The following is a 23,645-nucleotide window of genomic DNA, read 5'->3' as shown; positions in this document are numbered from 1 at the left end:
GGGCACCGGACCCCGGGGCGGGATACAGTGGCGGGACGATGAGGATCACTCGCCGCACTCTGCTTCTGGGCGCCGGCGCCGGGGCTGTCTCGGTGCTGCTCGCGTCGTGCACCCCTGAACCGACGCCTGGGCCTTCGCCGACGCCCACCCCGACGCGAACGCCGAACCCCGAGGGTGGCGTCCCCGTACCTGCCGGGACCGTGCGCAGCACCTGGAGCAGCGATCCCTTCGCCAGGGGAGCCGCGAGCTTCACTCCGGTCGGTGTGATCGCCGGCACCCGCGCTGCGCTCGCGACCCCGGTCGACGATCGCCTCTTCTTCGCAGGCGAGGCCACGGACGAGGACGAGCCCGGCACGATGCGCGGCGCGATCCGCTCGGGCGAGCGCGTCGTCGACGAGATCCGCGACCTGGCTGACCGCGGCGAGCGGATCGCCGTGGTCGGAGCCGGCCTCGCCGGAGCGACCGCCGCCGCCCAGCTCGTCTCCGCGGGTATGGAGGTCACCGTCTTCGAGGGCCGCGACCGCGTGGGCGGACGCGTGCACTCGGTCTCCGACGACTCCTGGCCGATGCCCGTGCAGCTCGGCGCCTGGCTGTTCGGCGACGCGGATGCCGACCTGCTCGACCGCCTGAGTGGCACTGACGTCGGCATCGTCGACCTCGCCGGTGCGCAGTGGCTCTCGCCCGAGGGTGAGATCGACCCCGTCAGCGAGGAGCCGCTGCAGGCTGCGATCACCGCAGCGCAGGCTGCACCGGAGGACGCCACGCTCGCCGACGCCCTGACGGCTGCCGGCGGGGACCCTGCCGACCCGGCGACCGCCGCCCTGCTCTCGTTCCTCGCCACGCATGCGGGTGCGGATGCGGATCAGCTCTCCAGCTGGTTCCCGCCGGCACTCGCCTTCGGCGAGCAGAAGGGAGCCCGTGACGCGCTCGCACCGTTCGTCGAGCAGGCCCTCGACGGCGTCAAGGTCGGCCTGTCCTCGCCCGTCGCCGGACTCGCCTACGACGACACCGGCGTCAGCGTGCGGCTCGGAACCGGTGAGGCACTGTCGTTCGACCGCGTCGTGCTGACCGTGCCGCTCGGTGTGCTGCAGCAGCGCGGCATCGACTTCGACCCGCCGCTGCCGTTCGCGAACCGGGGCGCCATCACCGCGCTCGGGATGGGCGCGATCGAGACGATCTGGCTGCGGTTCGACGAGCCCTTCGGCGAATCGGATGCTGCACTCTGGCACACGGTTGGGGGCGACGCGCTGATCCGCACGTGGGTGAATCTGCGCCCTGCCACCGGTGAGAATGTGCTCGTGGGCATCGTCGGCGGTGCCGCGGCTGAGGAGTTCGCCGAGCTCGACGACGCGGATGCGGTCGAGGCCGCGCTCGCGTCGCTGACGCCCTACGCCTGAGTCGCGCCGACGCGGGATCGCTCGTGGCCGCTCGCCGGTGCGGCATCCGTCTTCCGCGCATGCTGCTCCTGCCGCAGCCACTTCGGCTCCGGCATCCGACTGATCCCGACCAGCGCTGTCGCGACCACCGCGAAGGTCGCTAGCGCGATGCCGGACGAGGTCAGGAACTCCGCCGGTCCGCTCACCTGCCGAGGGTCGAGGAAGTAGTAGGGGTACCAACCGATCAGCGGGCCTCGGACCATCGTGAACGCGCCCCAGAGCAGGGGATAGGCGAGAGTCGCCGGGATCACGCGCCACGGCACGCGGCGATGCCCCGGTGCGAGCGCCCAGGCGATCACGGTGCACGCCGGCAGCCAGAAGTGCAGCACCTGATCCGACCACGGCACGTCGATGCGGATGCCGCGAAGCCCCGCCTGCCATACGAGCAACGCGAACACGAGTCCGGCGGTGATCGTCCAGGTCAGCACCATCGCGAGCGCGACCGTGAGCCAGCGCGGATCGCGGTCGCGCCGCAGCGCGATGACACCTGCGGCGATCAGCAGCCCGACGAAGAGGATGTTCGACTGGTTCGTCAGATACGCGAAGAAGTTCTGGCTCGCGATCGTGTTCGACGCGAGTCCCCAGGCCAGACGGTGGATCAGGGCGACGAGGCACAGTGCGGCCGCGCTGAGGCGGAGCAGACCGAAGACGGTACGCGCCTTCACCGTCGCATCGCCGTCCATTCCATCAGCCGAGTCTACGGACGCATGCTCGGCGTCGGCGTCAGCTTCGGGGGCGCGGTCGGCCTCAGCGGCGTGCGCTCCGTGTCGACCACAGTGCGAGCGCGACGAGCACGGGCTGGAAGAACAGCCGCACGAAGCGCTTCATCTCGGTGTCGAGTCCGAAGCCGTCGCGATGGTGCATCCACTGGGCGAGGTTGCCGGGGAACACCGCCACGAAGAACAGTGCGGCGATCGTGCCGACCGTGCGTCGCCGGCGCTTCGCGAACAGGAGAGCGGAGCCGAGGCCGATCTCGACGGCGCCGGACGCGAGCACGGTCACATCGGGATCGAGCGGCACCGACTCCGGCACCTGCGCCTGGAACTCGCGGCGGGCGAATGTGAGGTGCGAGACACCGGCGAACACCAGGGCTGAGCCCAGGAAGACGCGGCCGATCGTGCGTGCGGCAGAAGACATGGTGCGAGTGTACGCGCGGTGGGCATGCCCGTTGGCAGGAGAACTCGCCGGATGCAGGACCGTTCGTCGGCGATTCGTCCTGCAGGTCGCCATCGGTCCTGCAGGTCGCGCGGGGGCTCGGGTTCAGATCAGGCGGCGGAGCGCCTCTTCGAGCGAGACGCCCTGCGCCTCGGCGAGGTCGCGCAGGCGAGCGAGTTCATCGCCGGAGAGGGCGAGCCGCAGTTCGACGCGCTCCTCGGATGCCGGGGAGTCGAGACCGTCGAGCAGATCGGAGGGGTCGGCCCAGAGTTGCGCGGATTGCGCTGCGGCGCGCTGCGGGGCGGGTGCGGCCGGTGCGGATGCTGGCGCAGGGGCGGATGCTTCGGCCGGCGCCGACGAAGGGGCGGGTGCGGCGGCATCCGTCCCTCCCAGGGTGAATCCGGGTCCGCGTCGCGGCTCCTGCTTGTTCTTGTATGCGGTTGCGGCGGCGTTGGCGCGCTCATCGGCGGCCTCGTTCAGGTCGTCGCCCGCGTGCCCCTTGACCCAGGAGAACTCGACGGTGCGCCCGCGCATGGCCTCGTCGATGCCCTCGAGGAGGTCGCGGTTCAGCACGGGGCCACCGTCGGACTTGCGCCAGCCGCGGCGCTTCCACCCCGGCATCCACTTCGTCACCGAGTCGATCACGTAGCGGCTGTCGCACCAGATGTGCAGCTTGTCGTCCGACACCGCCGTGGCCTTGAGCAGCTCGAGCACGGCCTGCAGCTCGCCCTGGTTGTTCGTGCCGTGCGGCGATCCGCCGGCAGCCCAGTTGTCGTCGTCGATGTACCAGGCCCAGCCGTTGGGGCCGGGGTTGCCCAGTGCGGAGCCGTCTGCGGCGGCGGTGATCGTCATCCCTCAACCGTAGCCGCGGCAAGGCGCCGCACCCGACCCGGGCGCCCCGTCAACCGGGCGCCCGGGCATTCGCGTCGTTCACCCGCCGCACCTATGGTGGACGGATGTCTTCCGGATTCGAATGGGACTCCTGGCTCGGCACGGTGGCGGCGATCGCCATCTCGATCGTCAGTGCGGCTGCGGCGCTCGTGCTGCTTGCGCTGATCTCCGCGCTCGTCAGTCGCCGTCTGGCGTGGGTGCGCGACTTCGCCCGACGAGATCGCAACGCGATGATCGCGACGACCGTCGTCGTCGCGCTCTGGATCGCCTGCTCGGTCACCGAGCCCGCCGCGCAGACCTGGTGGCCGGCGGCCTCTCGACTCTTCCTGATCGCGACGATCATCACCGGATCCTGGCTGCTCGCGGCATCCGTCTCGTTCGGGTTCGAGCGCCTGATCGCCCGCGAGGAGACCGTGCTCGTCGGTCCGGAGGCACGCCGCCGTCGCACCCAGCTGCTCGTGATCCACCGGCTCGTGCTGGTGACGATCGGGGTGCTGGCCCTCGGTACCGTGCTGTTCACGTTCCCCGAGATGCGGGCCGTCGGCACGAGCCTGCTCGCCTCGGCCGGCATCGTGAGCATCATCGCCGGTCTCGCGGCGCAGTCGATCCTCGGCAACCTCATCGCGGGCGTGCAGGTCGCGTTCACAGATGCGATCCGCGTCGGCGACGTGGTCGTGGTCGAGGGCGAGTGGGGCAGGATCGGCGAGATCAACCTGTCGTACGTGGTGGTCTACATCTGGGACGAGCGGCGTCTGGTCGTGCCGTGCAGCTACTTCACGACCACGCCGATCGAGACCTGGACCCGTCGCTCCGACAAGATCCTCGGCACGGTCTTCATGGACTTGGACTGGCGGGTGCCGATGGACGCACTGCGCGCGGAGTTCCGGCGGATCGTCGAGGCGTCATCGGCGTGGGACGGACGCTCGTCGAGCGCGCTCGTGACCGATGCGCAGGGCGGCTTCGTCACCGTGCGATTCGTGATGTCGTCGAAGGACTCCGACGATCAGTGGGCGTTGCGGTGCGAGGTGCGCGAGAAGATCATGGCCTGGCTGCAGCGTGAGCATCCTGAGGCGCTGCCGCGCACGCGCGTCGACCTCGGATCCGGTACGACGGCGGAGTGAACCGCGTCAGTCCTCGGGATCCTCGGGCTCGCGGTCCTCAGCTGCGACAGCGGCGGGGGCCGGCGGGGCGACCGGGAAGACGATCGAGCTGATCGCGTCACCCGAGCCGAGTCCCAGCGCGAGCGGGTCGACCACCGGCGCCGTGCTGAGCACCTCCGCCTCGGAGCGCTCGAGCGGTTCGGAGGGCAGCGTCCACTGATTCTCTTCTTCTTCGGGGCGATGCTGGAACAATCCCATGGGCTCCATTGTGACCCCGTGCCCGCGGGGTCAGGCACGATTCACACGGAATTGATCGGATGCCGGGTCAGGTCGCCGGTCTCGACGCGTCGCGCACGGCCTGCACCAGTGCGAGCCACGGTCCATCGAGCGCCGAGTCCGGCAGCTCGCGTTCGCGGCGCTCGGAGGGAGTGCGAACACGGATGCTCCACACGAAGCGGTCGGCGCCGGTCGCTGCATCCGTGTCGTCGTCCCACGGGCAGCTCTCGATGAGCGTGATCCACTGATCGGCGGCCGCGGGCTCGGCCTCGACCCGCCAGCGACGACGGATGCCGGCGATGCCGCCGGTGCGCACCACCGCGATGATGACGTCTGCGTCAGTCGGTGGAGGGGACTCGCTCATCGTCATAGACTCCCACGGTCGTCCACGCGCGTCGAGCGGCTGTTCCCGTGGCGGTGTCGATCGCGGATGCGGCGGCGACCGTCGCGTCGGCGAACTCGGTGAACGTGGCGGTGCTCGAGAGTCCGCCGGTCAGCGCGCGGTACCAGACGGTTCCCGCGCCCTCCCAGGCGTTGCCGCCGAGGTCGATCGCGAACAGTGCGAACGCCCGGTTCGGGATGCCGGAGTTGATGTGCACGCCGCCGTTGTCTTCCGTCGTGCGGACGAAGTCGCTCATGTGGGCCGGCTGCGGATCCTTGCCGAGTTCGTCGTCGTCATAGGCAGTGCCCGGCTCGATCATCGAGCGGAGCGCCGCACCCTGCACGGCATCCGTGAAGATCTCGGCGCCGATCAGCCACGTGGCCTGGGCAGCGGTCTGGCCCAGCAGGTACTGCTCGGTGAGTGCACCGAACACGTCGGCGATCGACTCGTTCAGTGCACCGGGCTGCCCCTGGTACTCGAGGTTCGCGGTGTGCTGCACGACGCCGTGCGCGAGCTCGTGACCGATCACGGTCGTCGACGCCGTGAAGTGCTGGAAGACCTCGCCGTCGCCGTCGCCGAACACCATGCGCTCGCCGTCCCAGAAGGCGTTGTCGTAGTCGACGCCGTAGTGCACGGTCGCATCGAGCGGGGCGCCGGCATCGTCGAGCGAGTTGCGGCCGAACGCCGTGAGCAGCAGTTCGAACGTCGCGCCGAGGCCGTCGAACGCCTGGTTCACTGCCTCGTCGGCGACCGGGGCGTCGTCTTCGCCGCGCACCACGACACCCGGCAGCGTCTGCGTGTTCGCCGCGTCGCTGATCGTGCGGTTCGGGGCATCGGAGAGCTGCGCCACGAGGTCGCCGTTCTCATCGATCGAGAGGTCGAGGCGCGCCCGGAACGGCGGACGACCTGCGGTCAGGGTCTGTCGCGCGGCCGCCGCTGCCTTCGGGAACCGACCCGACTCGGCGAGACGCGCGAGCAGATACGAGGGGACGACTCCGCGGTGTTCTCCGAATGCGCTGCTCATGATGAGACCCTACGCCGGGGTGCCGACGTTCGGAGACGGCCGCGGCCGGGTGCACCTCCGCTGCGGCGCGAGCATCATCGAGTTGATTCTGAGAATCATTATCAATAAGGTGTGAAACCTATGAGATCTTCTCGACTCCGCCTCCTTCCGCTCCATGCCGGGCTGCTCGTCGCCGTGCTCGGGATCACCTCCTGCGCATCGGAGACTCGACCCGCCCCCGCAGCAGATGCGACGGCCGACGCCCACGACGTCGGTGCCGGCGACGCCGCCGAGGTCTCGGCTCCAGCGCTCGCACTGGTGATCGCGGATGCCGACGGCGCCCTCACCCTGCTCGACCTCGAGACCGAGGAGCGCACGGCGTTGGCCGAGCAGAGCACCGGCATCGAGCGCATCGACAGTGACGGCCGCCTGGTCTTCGTCGCCCACGATTCGACCGTCGACGTGATCGACACCGCGCGATGGACCGTGCCGCACGGCGATCACACGCACTCCTTCCGGGGCGACGCCGACCGGATCGGCTCGATCGACGGCCTCGGGGGCCAGGCCCACGCCGGCGAGCAGTCCGCGACCGTGCAGTTCGACGGCGAGGTCGTGGTCCTCCCGCACGAAGACCTCTCGCTCGAGCACGCCGCCCGCCTCGACATCACGGCGGATGGACCGGTGCTCGCCTTCGCCGGGCATCTGCTCGTGCCGAGCGCCGGCACGATCGAGGTGCGCGACGGCTCGGGCGATCCCATCACCGGATCCGGTGTGCCGTGCGCCGACGCCTCGGATGTCGACATCACTCGCGTCGGCGCGGTCTTCACGTGCGCCGACGGAGCCGTGCTGTTCACCCGCGAGGTCGGCGGCGTCGTCAGGGGCGAGCGCATCCCCGCCCCTGCCGGTGCAGCGGCAGCCGCCGAGCTCGCCGGTCGGACCGGCCGCCCGGACCTCGCCGGAGTCGCCGGGGACCGGGGAGCCTGGCTGCTCGACGTGCGCCAGCGCACCTGGACGCTCCTTCCCTCCGAGATGCCGCTGCTCCGCGCGGTCGCGGTCGGAGACGACGAGAGTCGAACGATCGCGGTGGATGCCGAGGGCCGCGCCCTGATCATCGGCGAGGACGCCGCGGTGCTCGGCCGCACCGAGCCGCTCGTCGCAGCATCCATCGCCGACCCGGCATCCGTCGACCGCCTGCAGCTGATCGTCGACGCGCGGCATGCGTATCTGAGCGACCCCGCCGCCGGAGCCGTGTACGAGCTCGACCACACCGACGACCTCCGGCTCGCCCGCACCTTCACCGACCTCGACCCCTGGTTCGTGCAGCAGGTCGGCTGACCCAGACCTCGACGGAGCATCCGTCGCGCGCATCCGCGCACCCTCACCCATGAAGAGAGAGAACCCGATGAAGACACCTGCACGCAGCCGCCTCGCGGTCGGCGCGATCGGCGCATTCGCCGTCGTCGCGCTCGCCGGATGCGCGACCGCCACGCCCCCGGCATCCGACAGTTCCGACGCTCCAGCGGATCACGCAGCGCACGAGGGAGACACCCGCGTCGCGATCAGCTACGAGGGCGGGGTGCTCGTGCTCGACGGCGAGACCCTCGACGAGATCGACCAGGTCGAGCTCGACGGCTTCCTGCGTGTGAACGGCGCAGGCGACCACGACGGGCACGTGTTCGTCACCGCGGCCGACGGCTTCCATCTGCTCGACACCGGACTCGCGAGCGACACGGTCGAGTTCACCGGCGAGGTGTTCGAGGCCACGGCCGCCGGCCACGTCACTCCGCACGAGGGGCGCACCGCGCTGTTCGACGACGGCACCGGCGACGTGCGTGTGTTCGACACGGATGCGGTCGGCACCGGTGCGCTGCCCGAGTACGACACGATCACCTCGGAGGCCGCGCACCACGGCGTCGCGATCGAGCTGTCGGACGGCACCACGCTCTCGACGATCGGCACCTCGGATGCCCGTACCGGGGTCCGGCTGCTCGATGCGTCCGGCGCCGAGATCACCCGCAACGAGGAGTGCCCGAGCGTGCACGGCGAAGGCGCCCTGAAGGGCGAGGTCGTGATGTTCGGCTGCGAGGACGGCGTGCTGCTGTTCGCAGACGGGGCGTTCACGAAGCTCGACGCCCCCGATGCCTACGGCCGCTCGGGCAACGCCTACGTGACCGAGACGAGCCCGATCGCGGTCGCCGACTACAACGCCGACCCCGACTCCGAGGGGTACCTGCTCTCGCAGCTCGCCCTGATCGACACCGACGCGCAGACGCTGTCGGTCGTCGACCTGCCAGAGGGCGTCGAGTACACGTGGCGCGGCGTCGGCCGTGACGCGCACGACGACATCATCGTGCTGGGTTCAGACGGCACGCTGAACGTGCTCGACGAGACCGGCGCCGTGCAGGAGTCGTGGAACGTGATCGAGCCGTGGGAGAGCCCGAGCGAGTGGCAGCAGCCGCACCCCGGCCTGCGGGTCGTCGGCGATCTCGCCTACGTGACCGAGCCCGCGAGCAACCGCATCCTCGCGGTCGACCTGCACTCCGGCGAGGTGGTCGCTGACACGACCCTCGACGTCGTGCCGAACGAGTTCGTGGTGGTCGGCGCCGCCGGGCACTGAGCTCGGGGAGGGCGGGTCGGGAGCATCCGGCCCGCCCTCCATCGCGTCCGGGCGTCACGACGCACGGACTGCGTCACGATCAGCGGACGTTCGGCCCGAATGCGTCCGCGAAACGTGAACGGGGCCGCAGATCGTGACGGTGCCGGCCGGCGGGCGGGGCGGTGGCCGGGCAGAAGAAGGGCGGCGGATGCCGGTTCAGTCGGGCTGGATGCTCAGCACCGTGGTCCGGATGCCGTCGGACTCGTACTGCACCGGCATCCCCGGATGCGCGATCGAGAACCAGAACACCCCGTCGTCGGTGTCGTACCGTCGGCAGGTCAGCTCGCCGAGCGGTGACGACAGCGACACCGTCGACACGCTCGTCGTCGCTGCGTCGAACGCGGCGTGACCCTGCAGCTCCGCCCAGGTCACCCGGTTCGACACGACCTCCTTCGGATCGGCGGCGGCCCAGCGGTCGAGCGTCGCGCCTTCGGCATCCGTCTCCTTGAAATGGTTGACGTGCTCGCCGAGCGGGCCGTCCGGCCCCTCGAGGAGCAGCCTGATCGTCGTGCCGCGCCCGGTGGCGTCGCGGATCTCGTCGGCGGTGAACGGCGTCGGCAGGAGTCCTGGGCCGAGCAGGTGCGGGTCGGGAATGGTCATGAGGACAGTCTGCGCGTCGTTGCTCCGGTGCGGGGGCTCGGTCCCGAGCGCGCGACGACAGCCGCTCCGCACCGAACCCCCAGGACACTCGCGTAAAATCGGGACAATGACCGACGCACCTGGACCCTTCGACGAGCTCAGGGACCCAGGAGACGACATCCAGGACCCGCGAGACGAGTCCGCTGATCCCGCCGACCCGGGTCCTGGCGTCGACCCCGAAGACCTCGCGACCACCCTGCGAGTGCTGTCGGAGCTGCACCGGATCGACAACGAGCACCCGGACTTCGTCGCCGTCCGCCATGCGACCGCGGCGATGTTCAAGGCAGTGAAGCGCGTTCGGCGCAAGGAGATCCGCGATGCGATCGCCGAAGCAGACAGGGCCGTCGTCGCCCGCACAGCCACCGGCGCACCCGACCGCATCGACGACGAGACGCGCGGCCACGATCTCGCGACGAGTGTCGTCGACGCCCCGATCGCGGGCGAGCTGCTGAAACCGCGCAACTGCTACATCTGCAAGCAGCCGTACACGCAGGTCGACGCGTTCTACCACCAGCTCTGCCCCGACTGCGCCCGCTTCAGCCACGGCAAGCGCAACGCCCGCACCGACCTCACCGGCAAGCGCGCGCTGCTCACCGGCGGCCGCGCGAAGATCGGCATGCACATCGCCCTGCGGCTGCTGCGCGACGGCGCGCACACCACGATCACGACACGCTTCCCTCGCGATGCCGTGCGCCGCTTCTCGGCGCTGCCCGACTCGGCCGACTGGCTGCACCGGCTCCGAGTCGTCGGCATCGATCTGCGCGACCCTGCGCAGGTGATCGGTCTCGCCGACTCGGTCGCAGCGCAGGGGCCGCTCGACATCCTGATCAACAACGCGGCGCAGACCGTTCGCCGCTCGCCCGGTTCGTATTCGCTGCTGGCGGATGCCGAACTGCAGCCGCTCCCGGACGGCCCGCTGCCCGAGATGGAGACCTTCGGGCACACCGTCGACCCGCACCCGCAGGCGCTGCAGGCCTCGGTCGACTCGCACCCGCTGCTGTCGGTCGCCGCGCTCGGCGGCACGGTCGCCGAGCAGGGCGGCCAGGCGCTGACGGCCGAAGACCTCGCGCGCCTCGCGATGGCGCCGGGATCGTCGTCGCTGCAGAAGCATGCCGACGGCACCGCGATCGATGCGGGCGGCCTCGTGCCGGACGTCAATACGGTGAACAGCTGGGTGCAGTCGATCGACCAGGTCGACCCGCTCGAGATGCTCGAGGTGCAGCTCGCGAACACGACGGCGCCGTTCCTGCTGATCAGCCGCTTGCGGGCATCGATGGCGGCATCCGATTCCCGCCGCAAGTACGTCGTGAACGTCTCAGCGATGGAGGGGCAGTTCTCGCGGCGCTACAAGGGGCCGGGCCACCCGCACACGAACATGGCGAAGGCCGCGCTGAACATGCTCACCCGCACCAGCGCGGGCGAGATGCTCGAGACCGACGGCATCCTGATGACGGCCGTCGACACCGGTTGGATCACCGACGAGCGTCCGCACTACACGAAGGTGCGCCTGGCCGAGGAGGGGTTCCACGCTCCGCTCGACCTGGTCGACGGAGCCGCCCGTGTGTACGACCCGATCGTGCGCGGCGAGGCAGGGGAAGACGTGCAGGGTGTGTTCCTGAAGGACTACGAGCCCAGCCCCTGGTGAGTCGCTGCGCGGCTCGGTGCTGCGCCGATTGCAGGAGGTTTCGCCGGATGCAGGGCGGTGCGCCGGCGATTCGTCCTGCAACTCGCACTTCTCCCTGCAGGTCGCGCGGCTCGGTGGCTCAGGCGATCGGATGCCGTGGCCGTGCCGCCCGCATGATGACGCCGATGATCGCCAGCGTCAGCCCGAGGATGCCGACGAACGCGGCACCCGCGATGTCGAAGAGCCCCTGGGTCGGGCCGACCGTGAACTGCGCATCGTCGACAGGGCCGTCGCAGCTGAGGGTCGTCGTGCCGAGGGTCGCGCTGACGAAGCTGCCTTGCGCATCCCATGCCCTGGGCACGAGCAGGCCCTGCTGCGTCATGTCGGGGCGCAGGCGCAGCTCACTGCCGTCGGCGAGCGTGCCGGTGCAGTCGATCGCACCCCACTGGTCCGAGGGTGTGACGTAGATCGCGTGGTCGCCCGCTGCGAGCTCGACCTCCATGGTGTCGCCGAAGTCGGCGGGAGGGGCCAGCCGGAAGCCGGGGCTGAAGGCGAGGAACGCCGACGTCGCGAGCGCGAGGATGCCGATCGCCAAAAGGATCCACCAGGCGCGACGCGGGCGCAGCTCGCTCATCGAGTCGGCCTCTCGAGGTTGACGGACGCCCAGGCGCCGAGCTGATCGAGGATCGGCAGCAGCCCCTGTCCGCTCTCGGTGAGCGCGTACGACACCGTCACCGGAGGGCCGGCATCGACCGTGCGGGCGACGAGCCCGGCGTCCGCGAGTTCGGCGAGCCGATCGGAGAGCACGGTGTCGCTGATGCCTGCGACCGCGCGGCGCAGTGCGACGAACGTCGATGGGCCGCCGCCGAGCGACGACACGATCATCCCGTTCCAGCGCTTGCCGAGCACACTGAACGCCAGCGTGACGGCCGCGTCGCACTGGTGCAGTTCGTGCTCCACCTCGGGCATGCGTCCATCATAGTCGTGCTACGTTAACCGTTGTCGCTAAGAAAAACCTAGCGACTACGAAAACGAGAGGTTCGTCATGTCCCTGTTCCGCCTGGATGCCAGCATCCTGCCCGCGTCGTCCGCCAGTCGTGCACTCGCCGACCTCGTCGAAGCCGAGTGGACGGCATCCCACCCCGACTCGACCGTCACCCGACGCGACGTGGCCGCAGACCCGGTGCCCGCGACCGCCTGGACCGACGCCGTGACCTCCGGCTTCATGGACGCCGCGCAGCGCACCGAGCGCCAGAACGAGGCCCGCGCGCTGGCCACGACGTTCGCCGACGAGCTCATCGGCGCCGATGCGCTGCTCTTCGCCGTACCGCTGTACAACTACGGCGTCTCGCAGCACTTCAAGACCTGGTTCGACCTCGCCTACACCGACGAGCGCATCAACCCGACCGGCACCGCACTGCAGGGCAAGCCGGCGACGCTGGTCACCGTGCTCGGTGGCAACTACGCCGCGGGCACTCCGAAGGAGGGCTGGGACCACTCGACCGGATGGCTGCGCCGCGTGCTCGAGGATGTCTGGGGCCTCGACCTGCGCGTCGTGCAGCGTCCGTTCACGCTGGTCGGCGTGAATCCGGCGCTCGACGCCTTCACCGACACCGCGCGCGAGCTCAAGGAGACCGCCGAGACGGATGCCGTCACCTACGGCCGTGAGATCGCGGCGCTGCGAGGCACCGAGGTCGCCTGACCCGGGGCATCCGGCTCGGTGATGTGCACCTCGCTCGGCCGACCTCGCGGTCTTCGGCCGTTCGAAGCGCACATCACCGAGCCGCGCGCTCAGCGGTCTGCGACGCGGTTACCCGATCAGCGTGAGGAACAGCCGCACCGACAGCGCCAGGACCGCGAGCAGGCCGATGACGCCGGCCGCGTTCTGCCACCAGGTGTTGCGCATGTCGCCCATGAGCTTCACGCGGTTGGCCATGATGATGATGAGTGCCGCGAGCACAGGAGCCACGAAGACGGTCAGCGCCTGAGCGATCACGATCAGCTGCACCGGCGACTCCTGGAAGATCACCGTCACGGCGATGCCGAAGACGAGGATGCCGGCGCTCACGAGCTTCGCGGTCAGCGAGCTCGACGACGCTCCTCGCCCGAGGCCGTCTGACAGCATGGTGCCGCCCGCGGTGGCGTTCGCGATCATCGACGAGAACGCGGCGCCGAAGAATCCGAGTGCGAAGACGGTCGAGCCGACCGGCCCGGCCAGCGGCTCGAAGATCCCGGCGAGGGCCACGACGGTGGGTGCCGCCTCTCCTGTCTGGCCGAGGACGGATGCCGCGACCACGATCACCAGAGCGGTCATGATGCCGGGCGCGACGATGCCCGGGATCGTGTCGACGATCGTGACGTCGCGGTAGTCCGCCTCGGTGCGACCGCGCTCCTTCGTGCCGTAGGCCGTGTAGAACGCCGCGTTGATGGAGAAGTTGGCGCCGACGAGGGCGACGATCAGCAGCCACGCACCGCCCGGGAACGTCGGCAGGAGTCCGGCCCCTGCTGCCGCCCAATCCGGGTTGGAGATGAACGCCGAGGCGATGAACGCGATCGCCATGAGCGCGACGATGACGATGAGTACCTTCTCGACGACGCGGTAGACGTTGCGGAGCAGCAGGAGCGCTGCCACCGCTGCGGTGCAGATGACGGTCCACATGATCGGGCTGCCGCCGAAGAGCATCGACAGGCCGAGGCCGGACCCGACCGCGTTGCCGACCGAGAAGCACAGCGTGATGAGGAAGACGCCGATCCCGGCGAGGACGCCGACCCAGCCGCCGAGATGCTCCTTGATCGAGGAGATGAGCGATGTCGGCGACTTGATGCCGAGACGCACCGCCATGTCGGTGAGGAAGATCATCAGGATCGTGGAGACCACGATCACCCAGATGAGTGCGTACTGGTATCCGCTTCCCGCCTGCACGGCGGTCGTGAGGTTGCCGGGGCCGAACTGCCAGGCGCCGGCGACGAACGCCGGACCGATGAGGGCCAGGTGCTGCCAGAACGGGCGACGCTGCTTGCGTGAGGTGACGATGTTCTTCATCGTCTCAGTCGAGACCCGCCCGTATCCAGTACCGGGTGTCGTCGAGGCGTGACGGGCGGTGGTGCGTTCGTTCATGATCGTGTCCTTCGAGTCGTCGTTGACTGCATGTGTCGCCGCGGGGGCGGAAGGAGAAGGAGGGAGGGCCGTCTCGGGTGACGGCCCTCCCTCTGGGTCACGCGGGGACGGTGACCGTGCCGAGGCCGGCCAATGCGAACGCGGCGGCGATCTCGGCATCCGCTCCGTCCGGCAGGGGCAGCAGCGGGGTGCGGACGGTGGCGTGATCGAGGATGCCGCGCTGGACGAGGCCCCACTTCAATGCCACGGTGCCCTCCATGTGCGAGCCGCGGTGGTAGACGTTCTGCGTCACGGGCAGCAGGCGCTCGTGGATCGCGTGGGCGGCTTCGTAGTCGCGAGCCTTGCCCGCGGCGATGAGCTCGATGAGGGGCTCGGGAGCGATGTTGCCGTAGCCGACGAGCAGGCCGTCGACGTCGAACATGGTCGGGAGCAGGTACTCGTCGTGGCACGACAGGATCTGCAGTTCCGGGTAGGCGGCTCGCAGCGCGGGGATCTCGGTGTACCAGCGGCGCATGTTGCGGACGCCGTTCTTCGTCGCGAACACGCCATCCTGGCCGGCGATCTCGAGCTGGGTGTCGAGGTCGTACGTCGCCTTGGTGTTGTCCGGGTACTGGAACAGGATGAGCGGCAGGCCGGACTCCTCGTAGATCTCGCGATAACGCGACTGCGGGGCGCCCTGCTGGTAGCCGAACCGCAGCCAGCCGTGCGAGGGGTAGACGAGTCCGGCGGTCGCACCGGCATCCACGGCGGCCTTCGCCTCGAGGGCCGCCGTCTTGTTGCCCTCCTTGGTGATGCCGGCGATCACGGGGATTCGGCCGTCGGTCGAGGCGACGAAAGCGCGGATGACGTCGAGCTGCTCCTCCTCGGTGAGGAACGTGCCCTCTCCGGCGTGGCCGAGCACGACCAGGCTCTTGACGCCGTCGATCGAGCCGAGCCAGGAACCGAGGCGCTGGATCGCGTCGTAGTCGACTGCGCCGTCCTCGGTGAAGGGGGTGACGGGGGCGGGGTTGAGGCCGCGGAGGTCGAGGGTCATGATCGGTCCTTTCCTTGGAGCTTCTTCGCTGGTTTCTCGTCTTCGAGACTTGGGAACGTTTGCAGGAACGTTTGCAGGAACGATTGCAAGTATGCTCGGAGGTGCCGGGGGTTGTCAACACTCGGATCCGGAGTCAGTCGAGGGGGATGCCGTGGACGAGCAGCAGGAGCGCCACATCGTCACGCTGAAAGATGTCGCAGCGGCGTCCGGCGTCAGCATCTCCACCGTCAGCCGGGTGCTCGACGATCGCACCCCGCCGTCGCGCTCCGAGACCGCCGAGCGTGTGCGGCGGATCGCGGATGATCTCGGCTATCGGCGCAACATGTTCGCCTCGGGGCTGCGACGCGGGGCGACCGGCACGATCGGCGTCCTCGTGCCGAGGCTCACCGACCACGTCATGGCGCTGATGTTCGAGGCGATCGAGCGCACCGCCCGCGCCCGCGGCTCCTTCGCCGTGGTCGCGACCTGTGGCGATGATCCTGCAGAGGAGCGACGGGCGACCGAGACGCTGCTCGACCGGAACGTCGACGGGCTCGTCCTCGCGACGGCGCGTCTCGACGACACGCTTCCGGCCTCCCTCCGCGAGCGGGGCGTGCCGCATGTCCTGGCGCTGCGAACCGATGGCGTGAGCCCATCCGCACTCGGCGACGACGAGGCGGGCGGATACTTCGCCACGCGGCATCTGGTCGACCTCGGACACCGGGAGATCGCCGTCATCACCGGCCCCTGGTTCACCTCCAGCGCGCGCGATCGCCTCGCCGGTGCGCGCAGGGCGCTCGCCGAGGCGGGGATCGAGCTGCCGGAGGAGCGTGTGATCTCGACCGGCTACGGCATCGAATCGGGCCATGTCGCCGGGCGCTCGCTGCTGGACGACACGGCATCCCCGCCGACCGCGATCTTCGCGGCGAACGACAACCTCGCGATCGGCGTGGTGGCCGCGGCATCCGCTGCCGGACTCACCGTCGGACGCGATCTCTCGGTCGTCGGGTACAACGACATCCCCCTCGCAGCCATGCTGCCGGTGCCGCTCACGTCGGTGCGCACCGCGTTCGACCAGATCGCCGCGAGTGCGCTCGACCTGCTGGGCAGTACCGATGGCGCGGTGACGCGCGCGCTGCCGACGCTGATCCCGCGTGCATCGACGGCGGCCGCGACTCGCTGACGCAGCGCGCCTACGGTCCGGAGACCGGATACGGATGCGGCAGCCACACCGTCACGATCAGTCCGCCGTCGAGCCTGGGCGTCAGCACGAGCGAGCCGCCGTGCGCCCTGGTGATGCGCTCCGCGATCGCGAGTCCGAGGCCGACTCCGGCGTGATCATCGCTGCGGGTGCGTTCGACACCCCGCCGGAACGGCTCGACCAGCGTCGCCACGAGATGTGCGGGGACGACCGGCCCGGTGTTCTCGACCACGAGCGCCAGGGCCTGCGGCTGCACGTGCGTGCGAACAGCGACCTGGCCGCCGAACGGCAGGTTGTGCACGATCGCGTTGAGCACGAGATTCGTCGCCAGCTGCTGCAGCAGTGCCGTCGAGCCGAGGGTGAGGGCCGCAACACCTGACACCTCGACGGTCACGCCGCGGCGATCGGCGAGCGGCAGCAGCGCCTCGACTGCCTCTTCCGCGAGCAGCGACAGGTCGACGGACTCGCGGGTGAACGACCGGCGCTCGGCACGGCTGAGCAGCAACAGTGCTTCGGTGAGCTCGATCGCCCTGGCATTGACCTCCTGCAGGCGCGAGATCAGCGCGTCCACGTCGCGGGCGGGGTCGGTGCGGGCGACCTCGAGCAGCGCCTGCGAGGTCGCGAGCGGCGTCCGGAGTTCGTGCGACGCGTTGGCCGCGAACCGCTGCTGCTCGGCGACCTGCGCCTCGAGCTGCTCGAGCATCGAGTCGAAGACATCGGCGAGATCGCGGAACTCGTCGCGAGGGCCCTCCAGGGCCACGCGATGCGAGAGCGAGCCCTCGGCGGCGAGCTGCGCAGCCGCCCCGATCCGGTCGAGTGGCGCGAGCATCCGCCCGGCGAGGATCCAGCCGCCGGCGAGCCCGATCGCCAGGAGGACGAGCATGACGGTGGCGGCGACCGGCACGAACGCACGCAGCAGGTCGGAGCGGTTGGGCACGAAGATGTCGGCGACGATCTGCACGTCCGGCACGTACCGCAGCAGGAACAGTCCGACGGCCGCGAGCAGCAGGATGCCGGACACGACCACGATGCCCGCGTAGCTCAGCGTCAGCTTGAGGCGGGCGCTCATCCCGCGACGCCTAGGCATCGGCATCCGTCTCGATGCGGTAGCCGACGCCGGGCACGGTGAGGATCATCCACGGCTCGCCCAGCCGCTTGCGCAGCGACGACACCGTGATGCGCACGGCATTGGTGAACGGGTCGGCGTTCTCGTCCCATGCGCGCTCGAGCAGCTCCTCGGCGCTGACGACCCCGCCGTCGGCCTCGACCAGCACCTCCAGCACCGCGAACTGCTTGCGGGTGAGCGCGACGTACCGCTCATCACGGTAGACCTCGCGGCGGAACGGGTCGAGCCGGAGCCCCGCGACCTCGAGCACGGGAGGGCGCGAACGCTGCCGCCGTCGATCGAGGGCGCGCAGACGCAGCACCAGCTCGCGCAGCTCGAAGGGCTTCGTGAGGTAGTCGTCGGCGCCGATCTCGAACCCCGAGGCCTTGTCGTCGAGCCGGTCGGCCGCTGTGAGCATGAGGATCGGGATGCCGCTGCCGGATGCCACGATCCACCGCGCGATCTCGTCGCCGTTCGGGCCGGGGACGTCGCGGTCGAGCACGGCCAGGTCGTATGCGTTGATGCCGAGCAGTTCGAGCGCGGTGTCTCCATCGTTCGCGATGTCGGCGGCGATCGCCTCGAGGCGCAGCCCATCGCGAACCGCCTCGGCGAGGTAGGGCTCGTCCTCGACGATCAGCACACGCATGGCTGTGATCCTACGCACCCGCGCATATCGGGAGCGTATGGAAAACGGCATACGTCCCGGCAACAGCCGGACGGCTGCACTGGAGGCATGAACACCATCAGCATCCCCCGTGCCCGGCGGACGCATCACGTCAGACGCCTCGTCGTCGTCGCCGTGCTGCTCGCCGTGGCAGTGATCGTCGCACTCGCCGTGCAGCAGTCCCTCTCCGCCGCCTCAGCGGCCGGCTTCTCGGGACACCAGGCGCCTCCCGGAGGCCCGACCGGAGAGATCGGCGGGTCCGTGCTCGCGCCGAGCGAGGCGGACGGCGTGATCCGCGACGGCGACCAGCCGACCGTGTTCGACACCGATCGGGTGGCGGTCGGCAACCTCGACCCTGCGCTGCTCGAAGCGCTGCAGCGGGCGGCGACGGATGCACAGGCTGACGGCATCGTGCTGCTGGTCAACAGCGGCTGGCGGTCGCCGGCGCTGCAGGAGCGGATGCTGCAGGACGCGGTCGTGCAGTACGGCTCGGAGGACGAGGCATCGCGCTGGGTCGCGAGCGCCGCGACCTCAGCACACGTCTCGGGCGACGCGGTCGACCTCGGCCCGCTGCCGACGCTCGACTGGCTCGCCCAGCGCGGAGCGCGATACGGCCTCTGCCAGATCTACGGCAATGAGTCGTGGCACTACGAACTGCAATCGGACGCCGTGGACGACGGCTGCCCCGAGATGTACGCGGACCCCACCGAAGACCCGAGGATGCAGCGATGACCGGGGTGCTCGAGCAATCGCGCGTGACGCTCTCACGGCTGCAGGCCCCGACGCTCTCGACGCTGCCGGATGCGGTCGCCGCGAATGTGCGCCGGGTGCAGGCGGTCACGGATGCCCGCATCATGGCGGTCGTGAAGGCCGACGGCTACGGGCACGGGTCGCTCACGGTGGCGGAGTCGGCGATCGCTGCGGGTGCGACGTGGCTCGGCGTGACGGACGTCGCCGAGGCGGTTGCGCTGCGCGAAGCGGGCGTCGATGTGCCGATCCTGTCGTGGCTGAACCCTGCCGGGGCCGATGCGCGCGTGGCCGCGAGGAACCGAATCGATATCGCTGTGGGCTCGGTCGACGAGCTGCGCGAGCTCGTCGCGGATGCGGTCGAGCCGGTGCGGGTGCATCTCCATGTCGATACCGGCATGTGTCGAGGCGGCGTCTCTGTCGGCGACTGGCGCGAGCTGCTCGAGGTCGCTCGTGCCGCCGCCGAGCGGATCGATGTGGTCGGGGTGATGGGCCATCTGCCGAGGGCGGATGAGGGCGATCCCGCGGCGAACGGCCCGGCCGTGCTGCGGATGCGGCAGGCGCGGGATGCCGCGCTGCGAGCGGGCTTCGGTCCGGTGCTGGTGCATCTGGCGGCGACGTCCGGCGCGCTCACCGATCCGGCGACGCACTTCGGGATGGTGCGAATCGGCGCCGGGCTCGTCGGGATCGACCCATCGGAGAGCGTGGCGCTGACCGGGGCGTCGCGGTTCACGGCATCCGTCGTGCAGAGCTCGTTCGTGCCTCGCGGGACGGCGATCGGGTACGGGGGAGCGTTCATCACGGAACAGGCGACGCACCTCGCCGTGATCGGCGTCGGGTACGCCGACGGCATCCCGCGCGAGCTGTCGGGGGGAGCGGGGGTCGAGATCGAGGGGAGGCGGCATCCGATCGTCGGCCGGGTCTCGATGGATCAGATCGTGGTCGACACCGGTGGGGTCGAGGTGCCGCGGGGGGCGACCGCGACCGTGTTCGGGCCGGACGGCGGGGCGGTGCCGTCGGTGCAGGAGTGGGCCAGGTGGGCGGGGACGATCCCGCACACGATCGTGACCGGCATCGGCACCCGCGTGCAGCGGAGCATCGCATGATGACACGTGTGCTGGTGATCGGCGGCGGACAGAACGCCGAGCACGACGTCTCGCTCGCATCCGCCTCGGCGGTCGCCGCGGCACTGCGGATGGGCGACCACGAGGTGCGATGCGTGACGATCGACCGCGACGGCATCTGGCGGGCCGACGGCTCCCCTCCCGGCGACACTCCTGTGACGTCGCTCACGCAGGCGCTGCCGCTGCTCGCCTGGGCCGAGGTCGTCTTCCCTGCCGTGCATGGCGCGCTCGGTGAGGACGGCGCGCTCGCTGCACTGTGCGCGCTCGCAGGGGTGCGGGTGGTCGGGTCGGAGCTGCGGGCCGGTGCCATCGGCATGGACAAGTGGGCCACCAAGCTGGTGGCGGATGCCGTGGGGCTGCGCACTGCGAGGGGGCGGCTCGTCGCGGCATCCGACATCGGCGACGTCGAGTTCGACGGCCCGGTCGTCGTGAAGCCGGTGTCTGCCGGATCGAGCTACGGCGTGAGCCTCGTGCGGGAAGAGGGGGCGCTGCTCACGGCGCTCAGGACCGCGGCGCGGTTCGACTCCCGGATCCTGGTGGAGGAGGTCGTGCGGGGGCGCGAGATCGATGTGGCCGTGCTGCGCGAGGCCGGCGGCATCCGGTGGGCGGCGCCTCCGCTCGAGATCCACGCGACCGGCCTGTTCGACACCGCAACGAAGTACGACGGCACTGCCCGCTTCGAGGTGCCTGCGTCGCTGGATGCCGCCGAGGCCTCGGCGCTGAAGCGGGCGGCGATCGCCGTGTTCGACGCGCTCGGCTGCGCCGGCGTGGCGCGGATGGACTTCTTCCTCACGGATGCAGGGCCGGTGCTCAACGAGGTCAACACGATGCCTGGCCTGACCGCTGCCTCGCAGGTACCGCGGATGTTCGCGGCCGCAGGGGTCGAGTACGGCGAGCTCGTGGCGCGGATGGTGCGGGCGGCACTGCGGGGGTGATCCGGCCGACGTCGGCTACAGCCGGTCGACTCCGGTCACGGTGACGACGGCCTCGCCGGCCTCATCGGAGGCTGCGAGGTCGATCGTCGCCGAGATCCCCCAGTCGTGGTCGCCGGCCGGGTCGTCGAAGATCTGGCGGGCGGTCCACACGGCGCTGCCCTGCTCGAGGATCAGGAGCTTCGAGCTGCGCGCATCCGCGCCCGTGAGGATCTCGTCGTGGTCGGCGTAGTAGCCGTCGAGCGCGTCGGACCAGGCATCCGCGCCGAAGTCCGGATCGAGCTCGGCCAACGTGGTCACGTCCTCGCGTGCCGCGAGCTGCACACGGCGGAACAGCTCGTTGCGGACCAGGGTGCGGAACGCCCTGACGTTGCTCGTGAGTCGCTTCGGTGCCGGCGGCACGATCGGCTCATCCGTGCCGTGCGCAGGGACCACGCCGTTGACCAGCTCCTCCCACTCGTCGAGCAGGCTCGAGTCGACCTGGCGCACCAGCTCGCCGAGCCACTCGATGAGGTCGCGCAGATCCTCGTTCTTCAGCTCGTCCGGGATCGTCTGCGAGGCCGCGCGGTAGGCGTCCGAGAGGTAGCGCAGCACGACGCCCTCGGAGCGCGCGATCTTGTAGTACGCGACATATTCCCCGAACGACATGGCTCGCTCGTACATGTCGCGCACGACCGATTTCGGATGCAGCTCGAAGTCGCGGATCCACGGCTGCGCGGCGCTGAACGTCTCGAAGGCAGCGGTCAGCAGTTCGTCGAGCGGCTTCGGATACGTGACCTGTTCGACGAGCTCCATGCGCTCGTCGTACTCGATCCCCTCGGCTTTCATGGCGCCGATCGCCTCGCCGCGCGCGAGGAACTCCTGCTGACCGAGCACGGCGCGCGGATCATCGAGGGTGGACTCGACGATCGAGATGATGTCGAGATGGTACTGACCTGTCCCGACGCCGACCTGGGCCTCTGAGCCTGTCGAAGGCTCGGGGTCGAGCAGCTCGAACGCCGCCAGGGCGAACGGCGACAGCGGCTGGTTCAGTGCGAAGTTCGGCTGCAGGTCGACCGTCAGACGGATGCCCGTCGACCCACCCTGGGTCGCTGAACCCGTCGAAGCGTCGAACGTCTCGACGATGCCCGATTCGCGCAGGGTGCGGAAGATGCCGATGGCGCGGATCGCCAGCTCGCGCTGCCGCTTCCGCGACTCGTGGTTGTCGTAGACGAGAGAACGCATGTTCCCGAACACGTCACCGCCGCGCGCGATCACGTTGAGCATCATCGAGCTCGTGATCTGCATGTGCGAGGTCAGGGTCTCGGGCGTCGCGTCGATGAGCTTGCGGAACGACGGTTCGCCCCACGACACGAATCCGTCCGGCGCCTTCTTGCGGACGATCTTCCGCTTCTTCTTCGGATCGTCGCCGGCCTTCTTGACCGCAGCGACGTTCTCGCTCTCGTGCTCCGGCGCCTGCGCGACGACGGTGCCCGCGGTGTCGAAGCCTGCGCGTCCTGCACGGCCGGCGATCTGGTGGAACTCACGCGCGTTCAGCTGGCGCATCCGCGTGCCGTCGAACTTCGTGAGCGCGGTCAGCAGCACGGTGCGGATCGGCACGTTGATGCCGACGCCGAGGGTGTCGGTGCCGCAGATCACTCGGAGGAGCCCGCGCTGCGCCAGCTGCTCGACCAGGCGGCGGTACTTCGGGAGCATCCCGGCGTGGTGCACGCCGATGCCGGCGCGCAGGAAGCGCGAGAGTGTCTTGCCGAACGCGGTGGTGAAGCGGAACTCGGCGATCAGCGCAGCGATCTGGTCGCGCTGCTCTCGCGTTGCGACCTTCGAGCTCGAGAGGGCCTGTGCCCGCTCCATCGCCGCGGCCTGCGAGAAGTGCACGATGTAGATCGGCGCCTGGCCGGTGCTCAGCAGGTCGTCGATCGTCTCGTGGATGGGCGTCTGCTCGTAGAAGAAGTGCAGCGGGACCGGACGCTCGACGCCGGTCACGGTCGCCGTGTGCCGGCCGGTGCGACGGCTCAGATCCGCCGCGAGCTCGGTCACGTCGCCGAGGGTCGCCGACATCAGGATGAACTGCGCCTGCGGCAGCTCGAGCAGCGGCACCTGCCACGCCCACCCGCGGTCGGGATCCGCGTAGAAGTGGAACTCGTCCATCACGACCTGGCCGACAGCGGCGTCTGTGCCCTGTCGGAGCGCGAGGTTCGCGAGGATCTCGGCCGTGCAGCAGATGATCGGCGCATCCGCGTTGACCGAGGAGTCGCCGGTGATCATGCCGACGTTCGCGGCGCCGAAGATGTCGACGAGCGCGAAGAACTTCTCGCTCACCAGGGCCTTGATCGGCGCGGTGTAGTAGCTGCGGCGTCCGGACTGGAGTGCGGCGAAGTGCGCACCGACCGCGACGAGCGACTTGCCGGTGCCCGTGGGCGTCGACAGGATCAGGTTGTTGCCTGAGACGATCTCGATGATCGCCTCGTCCTGCGCAGGGTAGAGGCGGATGTCGGTCGACTCGACCCACTCGGCGAACGCCAGGTAGAGCGCATCCGCATCGGATCCGTCGGGGATGGTGGCGTCGAGGAGCGATGGCAT

24 protein-coding genes are annotated in these 23,645 nt (G+C 69.9%); 10 read left to right on the top strand and 14 right to left on the bottom strand.

Annotation, left to right across the window (positions count from 1 at the left end):
- Nucleotides 1-38: 38 nt before the first annotated feature.
- Nucleotides 39-1,397 (top strand): flavin monoamine oxidase family protein, encoded by a 1,359-nt coding sequence (locus V7Z82_RS07590; protein ID WP_334149711.1) that lies wholly within the window; start codon nucleotides 39-41, stop codon nucleotides 1,395-1,397.
- Here the strand turns inward: V7Z82_RS07590 and V7Z82_RS07585 are convergent.
- The 3 genes from V7Z82_RS07585 to V7Z82_RS07575 form a co-directional block, all read right to left on the bottom strand.
- Nucleotides 1,388-2,119 (bottom strand): Pr6Pr family membrane protein, encoded by a 732-nt coding sequence (locus V7Z82_RS07585; RefSeq protein ID WP_334149709.1) that lies wholly within the window; start codon nucleotides 2,117-2,119, stop codon nucleotides 1,388-1,390. The two genes, V7Z82_RS07590 and V7Z82_RS07585, sit on opposite strands and share 10 nt — an antisense overlap.
- A 64-nt stretch (nucleotides 2,120-2,183) precedes the next feature.
- A complete protein-coding gene (locus V7Z82_RS07580) occupies nucleotides 2,184-2,573 on the bottom strand; it encodes a DoxX family protein (protein ID WP_334149707.1) in 390 nt (129 codons plus the stop codon).
- Nucleotides 2,574-2,696: 123 nt separating this feature from the next.
- Complete coding sequence (locus V7Z82_RS07575; protein ID WP_334149705.1) at nucleotides 2,697-3,443, bottom strand: ribonuclease H family protein; 747 nt, start codon at nucleotides 3,441-3,443, stop codon at nucleotides 2,697-2,699.
- Nucleotides 3,444-3,547: 104 nt separating this feature from the next.
- Between V7Z82_RS07575 and V7Z82_RS07570 the strand changes: the two genes are divergently transcribed.
- On the top strand, nucleotides 3,548-4,603 hold the full coding sequence (locus V7Z82_RS07570; RefSeq protein WP_334149703.1) for a mechanosensitive ion channel family protein: 1,056 nt from the start codon (nucleotides 3,548-3,550) through the stop codon (nucleotides 4,601-4,603).
- A 6-nt stretch (nucleotides 4,604-4,609) separates the two neighbouring features.
- Here the strand turns inward: V7Z82_RS07570 and V7Z82_RS07565 are convergent, their stop codons facing one another.
- The 3 genes from V7Z82_RS07565 to V7Z82_RS07555 all read right to left on the bottom strand — a co-directional run bounded on the left by V7Z82_RS07565 (nucleotide 4,610) and on the right by V7Z82_RS07555 (nucleotide 6,264).
- Nucleotides 4,610-4,840, bottom strand: coding sequence for a hypothetical protein (locus V7Z82_RS07565; RefSeq protein WP_334149701.1), 231 nt, complete (start codon nucleotides 4,838-4,840; stop codon nucleotides 4,610-4,612).
- A 67-nt stretch (nucleotides 4,841-4,907) separates the two neighbouring features.
- On the bottom strand, nucleotides 4,908-5,222 hold the full coding sequence (locus V7Z82_RS07560) for a protealysin inhibitor emfourin (RefSeq protein ID WP_334149699.1): 315 nt from the start codon (nucleotides 5,220-5,222) through the stop codon (nucleotides 4,908-4,910).
- Nucleotides 5,197-6,264: a M4 family metallopeptidase gene (locus V7Z82_RS07555; RefSeq protein WP_334149697.1), complete on the bottom strand. Its 1,068-nt coding sequence runs from the start codon at nucleotides 6,262-6,264 to the stop codon at nucleotides 5,197-5,199. The genes V7Z82_RS07560 and V7Z82_RS07555 overlap by 26 nt, the downstream gene beginning before the upstream one ends.
- Nucleotides 6,265-6,384: 120 nt before the next feature.
- On the opposite strand from V7Z82_RS07555, the gene V7Z82_RS07550 reads away from it, so the two are divergent.
- Both V7Z82_RS07550 and V7Z82_RS07545 read left to right on the top strand, forming a co-directional pair.
- On the top strand, nucleotides 6,385-7,578 hold the full coding sequence (locus V7Z82_RS07550; RefSeq protein WP_334149694.1) for a hypothetical protein: 1,194 nt from the start codon (nucleotides 6,385-6,387) through the stop codon (nucleotides 7,576-7,578).
- 67 nt (nucleotides 7,579-7,645) lie between these two features.
- Entirely contained in the window at nucleotides 7,646-8,860 is a 1,215-nt protein-coding gene (locus V7Z82_RS07545) for a hypothetical protein (RefSeq protein WP_334149692.1), read from the top strand.
- Between the two features lie 195 nt (nucleotides 8,861-9,055).
- On the opposite strand, the gene V7Z82_RS07540 is transcribed toward V7Z82_RS07545, so the two are convergent.
- Entirely contained in the window at nucleotides 9,056-9,499 is a 444-nt protein-coding gene (locus V7Z82_RS07540; protein WP_334149690.1) for a hypothetical protein, read from the bottom strand.
- A 106-nt stretch (nucleotides 9,500-9,605) separates the two neighbouring features.
- Between V7Z82_RS07540 and V7Z82_RS07535 the strand changes: the two genes are divergently transcribed.
- The gene (locus V7Z82_RS07535; RefSeq protein WP_334149688.1) at nucleotides 9,606-11,183 is read left to right on the top strand and encodes an SDR family NAD(P)-dependent oxidoreductase; all 1,578 of its coding nucleotides are present in this window, start codon (nucleotides 9,606-9,608) and stop codon (nucleotides 11,181-11,183) included.
- Nucleotides 11,184-11,301: 118 nt separating this feature from the next.
- Here V7Z82_RS07535 and V7Z82_RS07530 read toward each other — a convergent pair whose 3' ends face one another.
- Nucleotides 11,302-11,796, bottom strand: a complete 495-nt coding sequence (locus V7Z82_RS07530; RefSeq protein WP_334149686.1) for a hypothetical protein — start codon at nucleotides 11,794-11,796, stop codon at nucleotides 11,302-11,304.
- The gene (locus V7Z82_RS07525) at nucleotides 11,793-12,131 is read right to left on the bottom strand and encodes a winged helix-turn-helix transcriptional regulator (protein WP_334149684.1); all 339 of its coding nucleotides are present in this window, start codon (nucleotides 12,129-12,131) and stop codon (nucleotides 11,793-11,795) included. The genes V7Z82_RS07530 and V7Z82_RS07525 overlap by 4 nt, the downstream gene beginning before the upstream one ends.
- Before the next feature lie 76 nt (nucleotides 12,132-12,207).
- Here V7Z82_RS07525 and V7Z82_RS07520 point away from each other — a divergent pair, with 76 nt between their 5' ends.
- On the top strand, nucleotides 12,208-12,864 hold the full coding sequence (locus tag V7Z82_RS07520) for an FMN-dependent NADH-azoreductase (RefSeq protein ID WP_334149682.1): 657 nt from the start codon (nucleotides 12,208-12,210) through the stop codon (nucleotides 12,862-12,864).
- Between the two features lie 108 nt (nucleotides 12,865-12,972).
- Here the strand turns inward: V7Z82_RS07520 and V7Z82_RS07515 are convergent, their stop codons facing one another.
- Together V7Z82_RS07515 and V7Z82_RS07510 are read right to left on the bottom strand one after the other, a co-directional pair.
- Nucleotides 12,973-14,280, bottom strand: coding sequence for an Nramp family divalent metal transporter (locus tag V7Z82_RS07515; RefSeq protein WP_334149680.1), 1,308 nt, complete (start codon nucleotides 14,278-14,280; stop codon nucleotides 12,973-12,975).
- Nucleotides 14,281-14,377: 97 nt separating this feature from the next.
- Nucleotides 14,378-15,313: a dihydrodipicolinate synthase family protein gene (locus V7Z82_RS07510; RefSeq protein ID WP_334149678.1), complete on the bottom strand. Its 936-nt coding sequence runs from the start codon at nucleotides 15,311-15,313 to the stop codon at nucleotides 14,378-14,380.
- Between the two features lie 151 nt (nucleotides 15,314-15,464).
- On the opposite strand from V7Z82_RS07510, the gene V7Z82_RS07505 reads away from it, so the two are divergent.
- Nucleotides 15,465-16,475: a LacI family DNA-binding transcriptional regulator gene (locus tag V7Z82_RS07505; protein WP_334149676.1), complete on the top strand. Its 1,011-nt coding sequence runs from the start codon at nucleotides 15,465-15,467 to the stop codon at nucleotides 16,473-16,475.
- Nucleotides 16,476-16,485: 10 nt separating this feature from the next.
- Here V7Z82_RS07505 and V7Z82_RS07500 read toward each other — a convergent pair whose 3' ends face one another.
- Entirely contained in the window at nucleotides 16,486-17,562 is a 1,077-nt protein-coding gene (locus tag V7Z82_RS07500; protein WP_334149674.1) for a sensor histidine kinase, read from the bottom strand.
- A 10-nt stretch (nucleotides 17,563-17,572) separates the two neighbouring features.
- A complete protein-coding gene (locus tag V7Z82_RS07495; RefSeq protein WP_334149672.1) occupies nucleotides 17,573-18,244 on the bottom strand; it encodes a response regulator transcription factor in 672 nt (223 codons plus the stop codon).
- 87 nt (nucleotides 18,245-18,331) lie between these two features.
- On the opposite strand from V7Z82_RS07495, the gene V7Z82_RS07490 reads away from it, so the two are divergent.
- From V7Z82_RS07490 to V7Z82_RS07480, 3 genes are read left to right on the top strand one after another with little or no spacing between them, the layout of a single operon-like run.
- The gene (locus V7Z82_RS07490) at nucleotides 18,332-18,994 is read left to right on the top strand and encodes a M15 family metallopeptidase (RefSeq protein ID WP_334149670.1); all 663 of its coding nucleotides are present in this window, start codon (nucleotides 18,332-18,334) and stop codon (nucleotides 18,992-18,994) included.
- Nucleotides 18,991-20,115, top strand: a complete 1,125-nt coding sequence (gene alr, locus V7Z82_RS07485) for an alanine racemase (protein WP_334149669.1) — start codon at nucleotides 18,991-18,993, stop codon at nucleotides 20,113-20,115. The genes V7Z82_RS07490 and alr overlap by 4 nt, the downstream gene beginning before the upstream one ends.
- The gene (locus tag V7Z82_RS07480) at nucleotides 20,112-21,068 is read left to right on the top strand and encodes a D-alanine--D-alanine ligase family protein (RefSeq protein WP_334149667.1); all 957 of its coding nucleotides are present in this window, start codon (nucleotides 20,112-20,114) and stop codon (nucleotides 21,066-21,068) included. The genes alr and V7Z82_RS07480 overlap by 4 nt, the downstream gene beginning before the upstream one ends.
- 15 nt (nucleotides 21,069-21,083) lie before the next feature.
- Here the strand turns inward: V7Z82_RS07480 and V7Z82_RS07475 are convergent, their stop codons facing one another.
- Entirely contained in the window at nucleotides 21,084-23,645 is a 2,562-nt protein-coding gene (locus tag V7Z82_RS07475) for a DEAD/DEAH box helicase (protein WP_334149665.1), read from the bottom strand.

Origin of the sequence: Microbacterium sp., assembly GCF_036823965.1 — a bacterium.
Taxonomy (GTDB): Bacteria; Actinomycetota; Actinomycetes; order Actinomycetales; family Microbacteriaceae; genus Microbacterium.
Note: the sequence above shows the minus strand (reverse complement) of the source record. Positions and strands in the feature narration are given on the sequence as shown.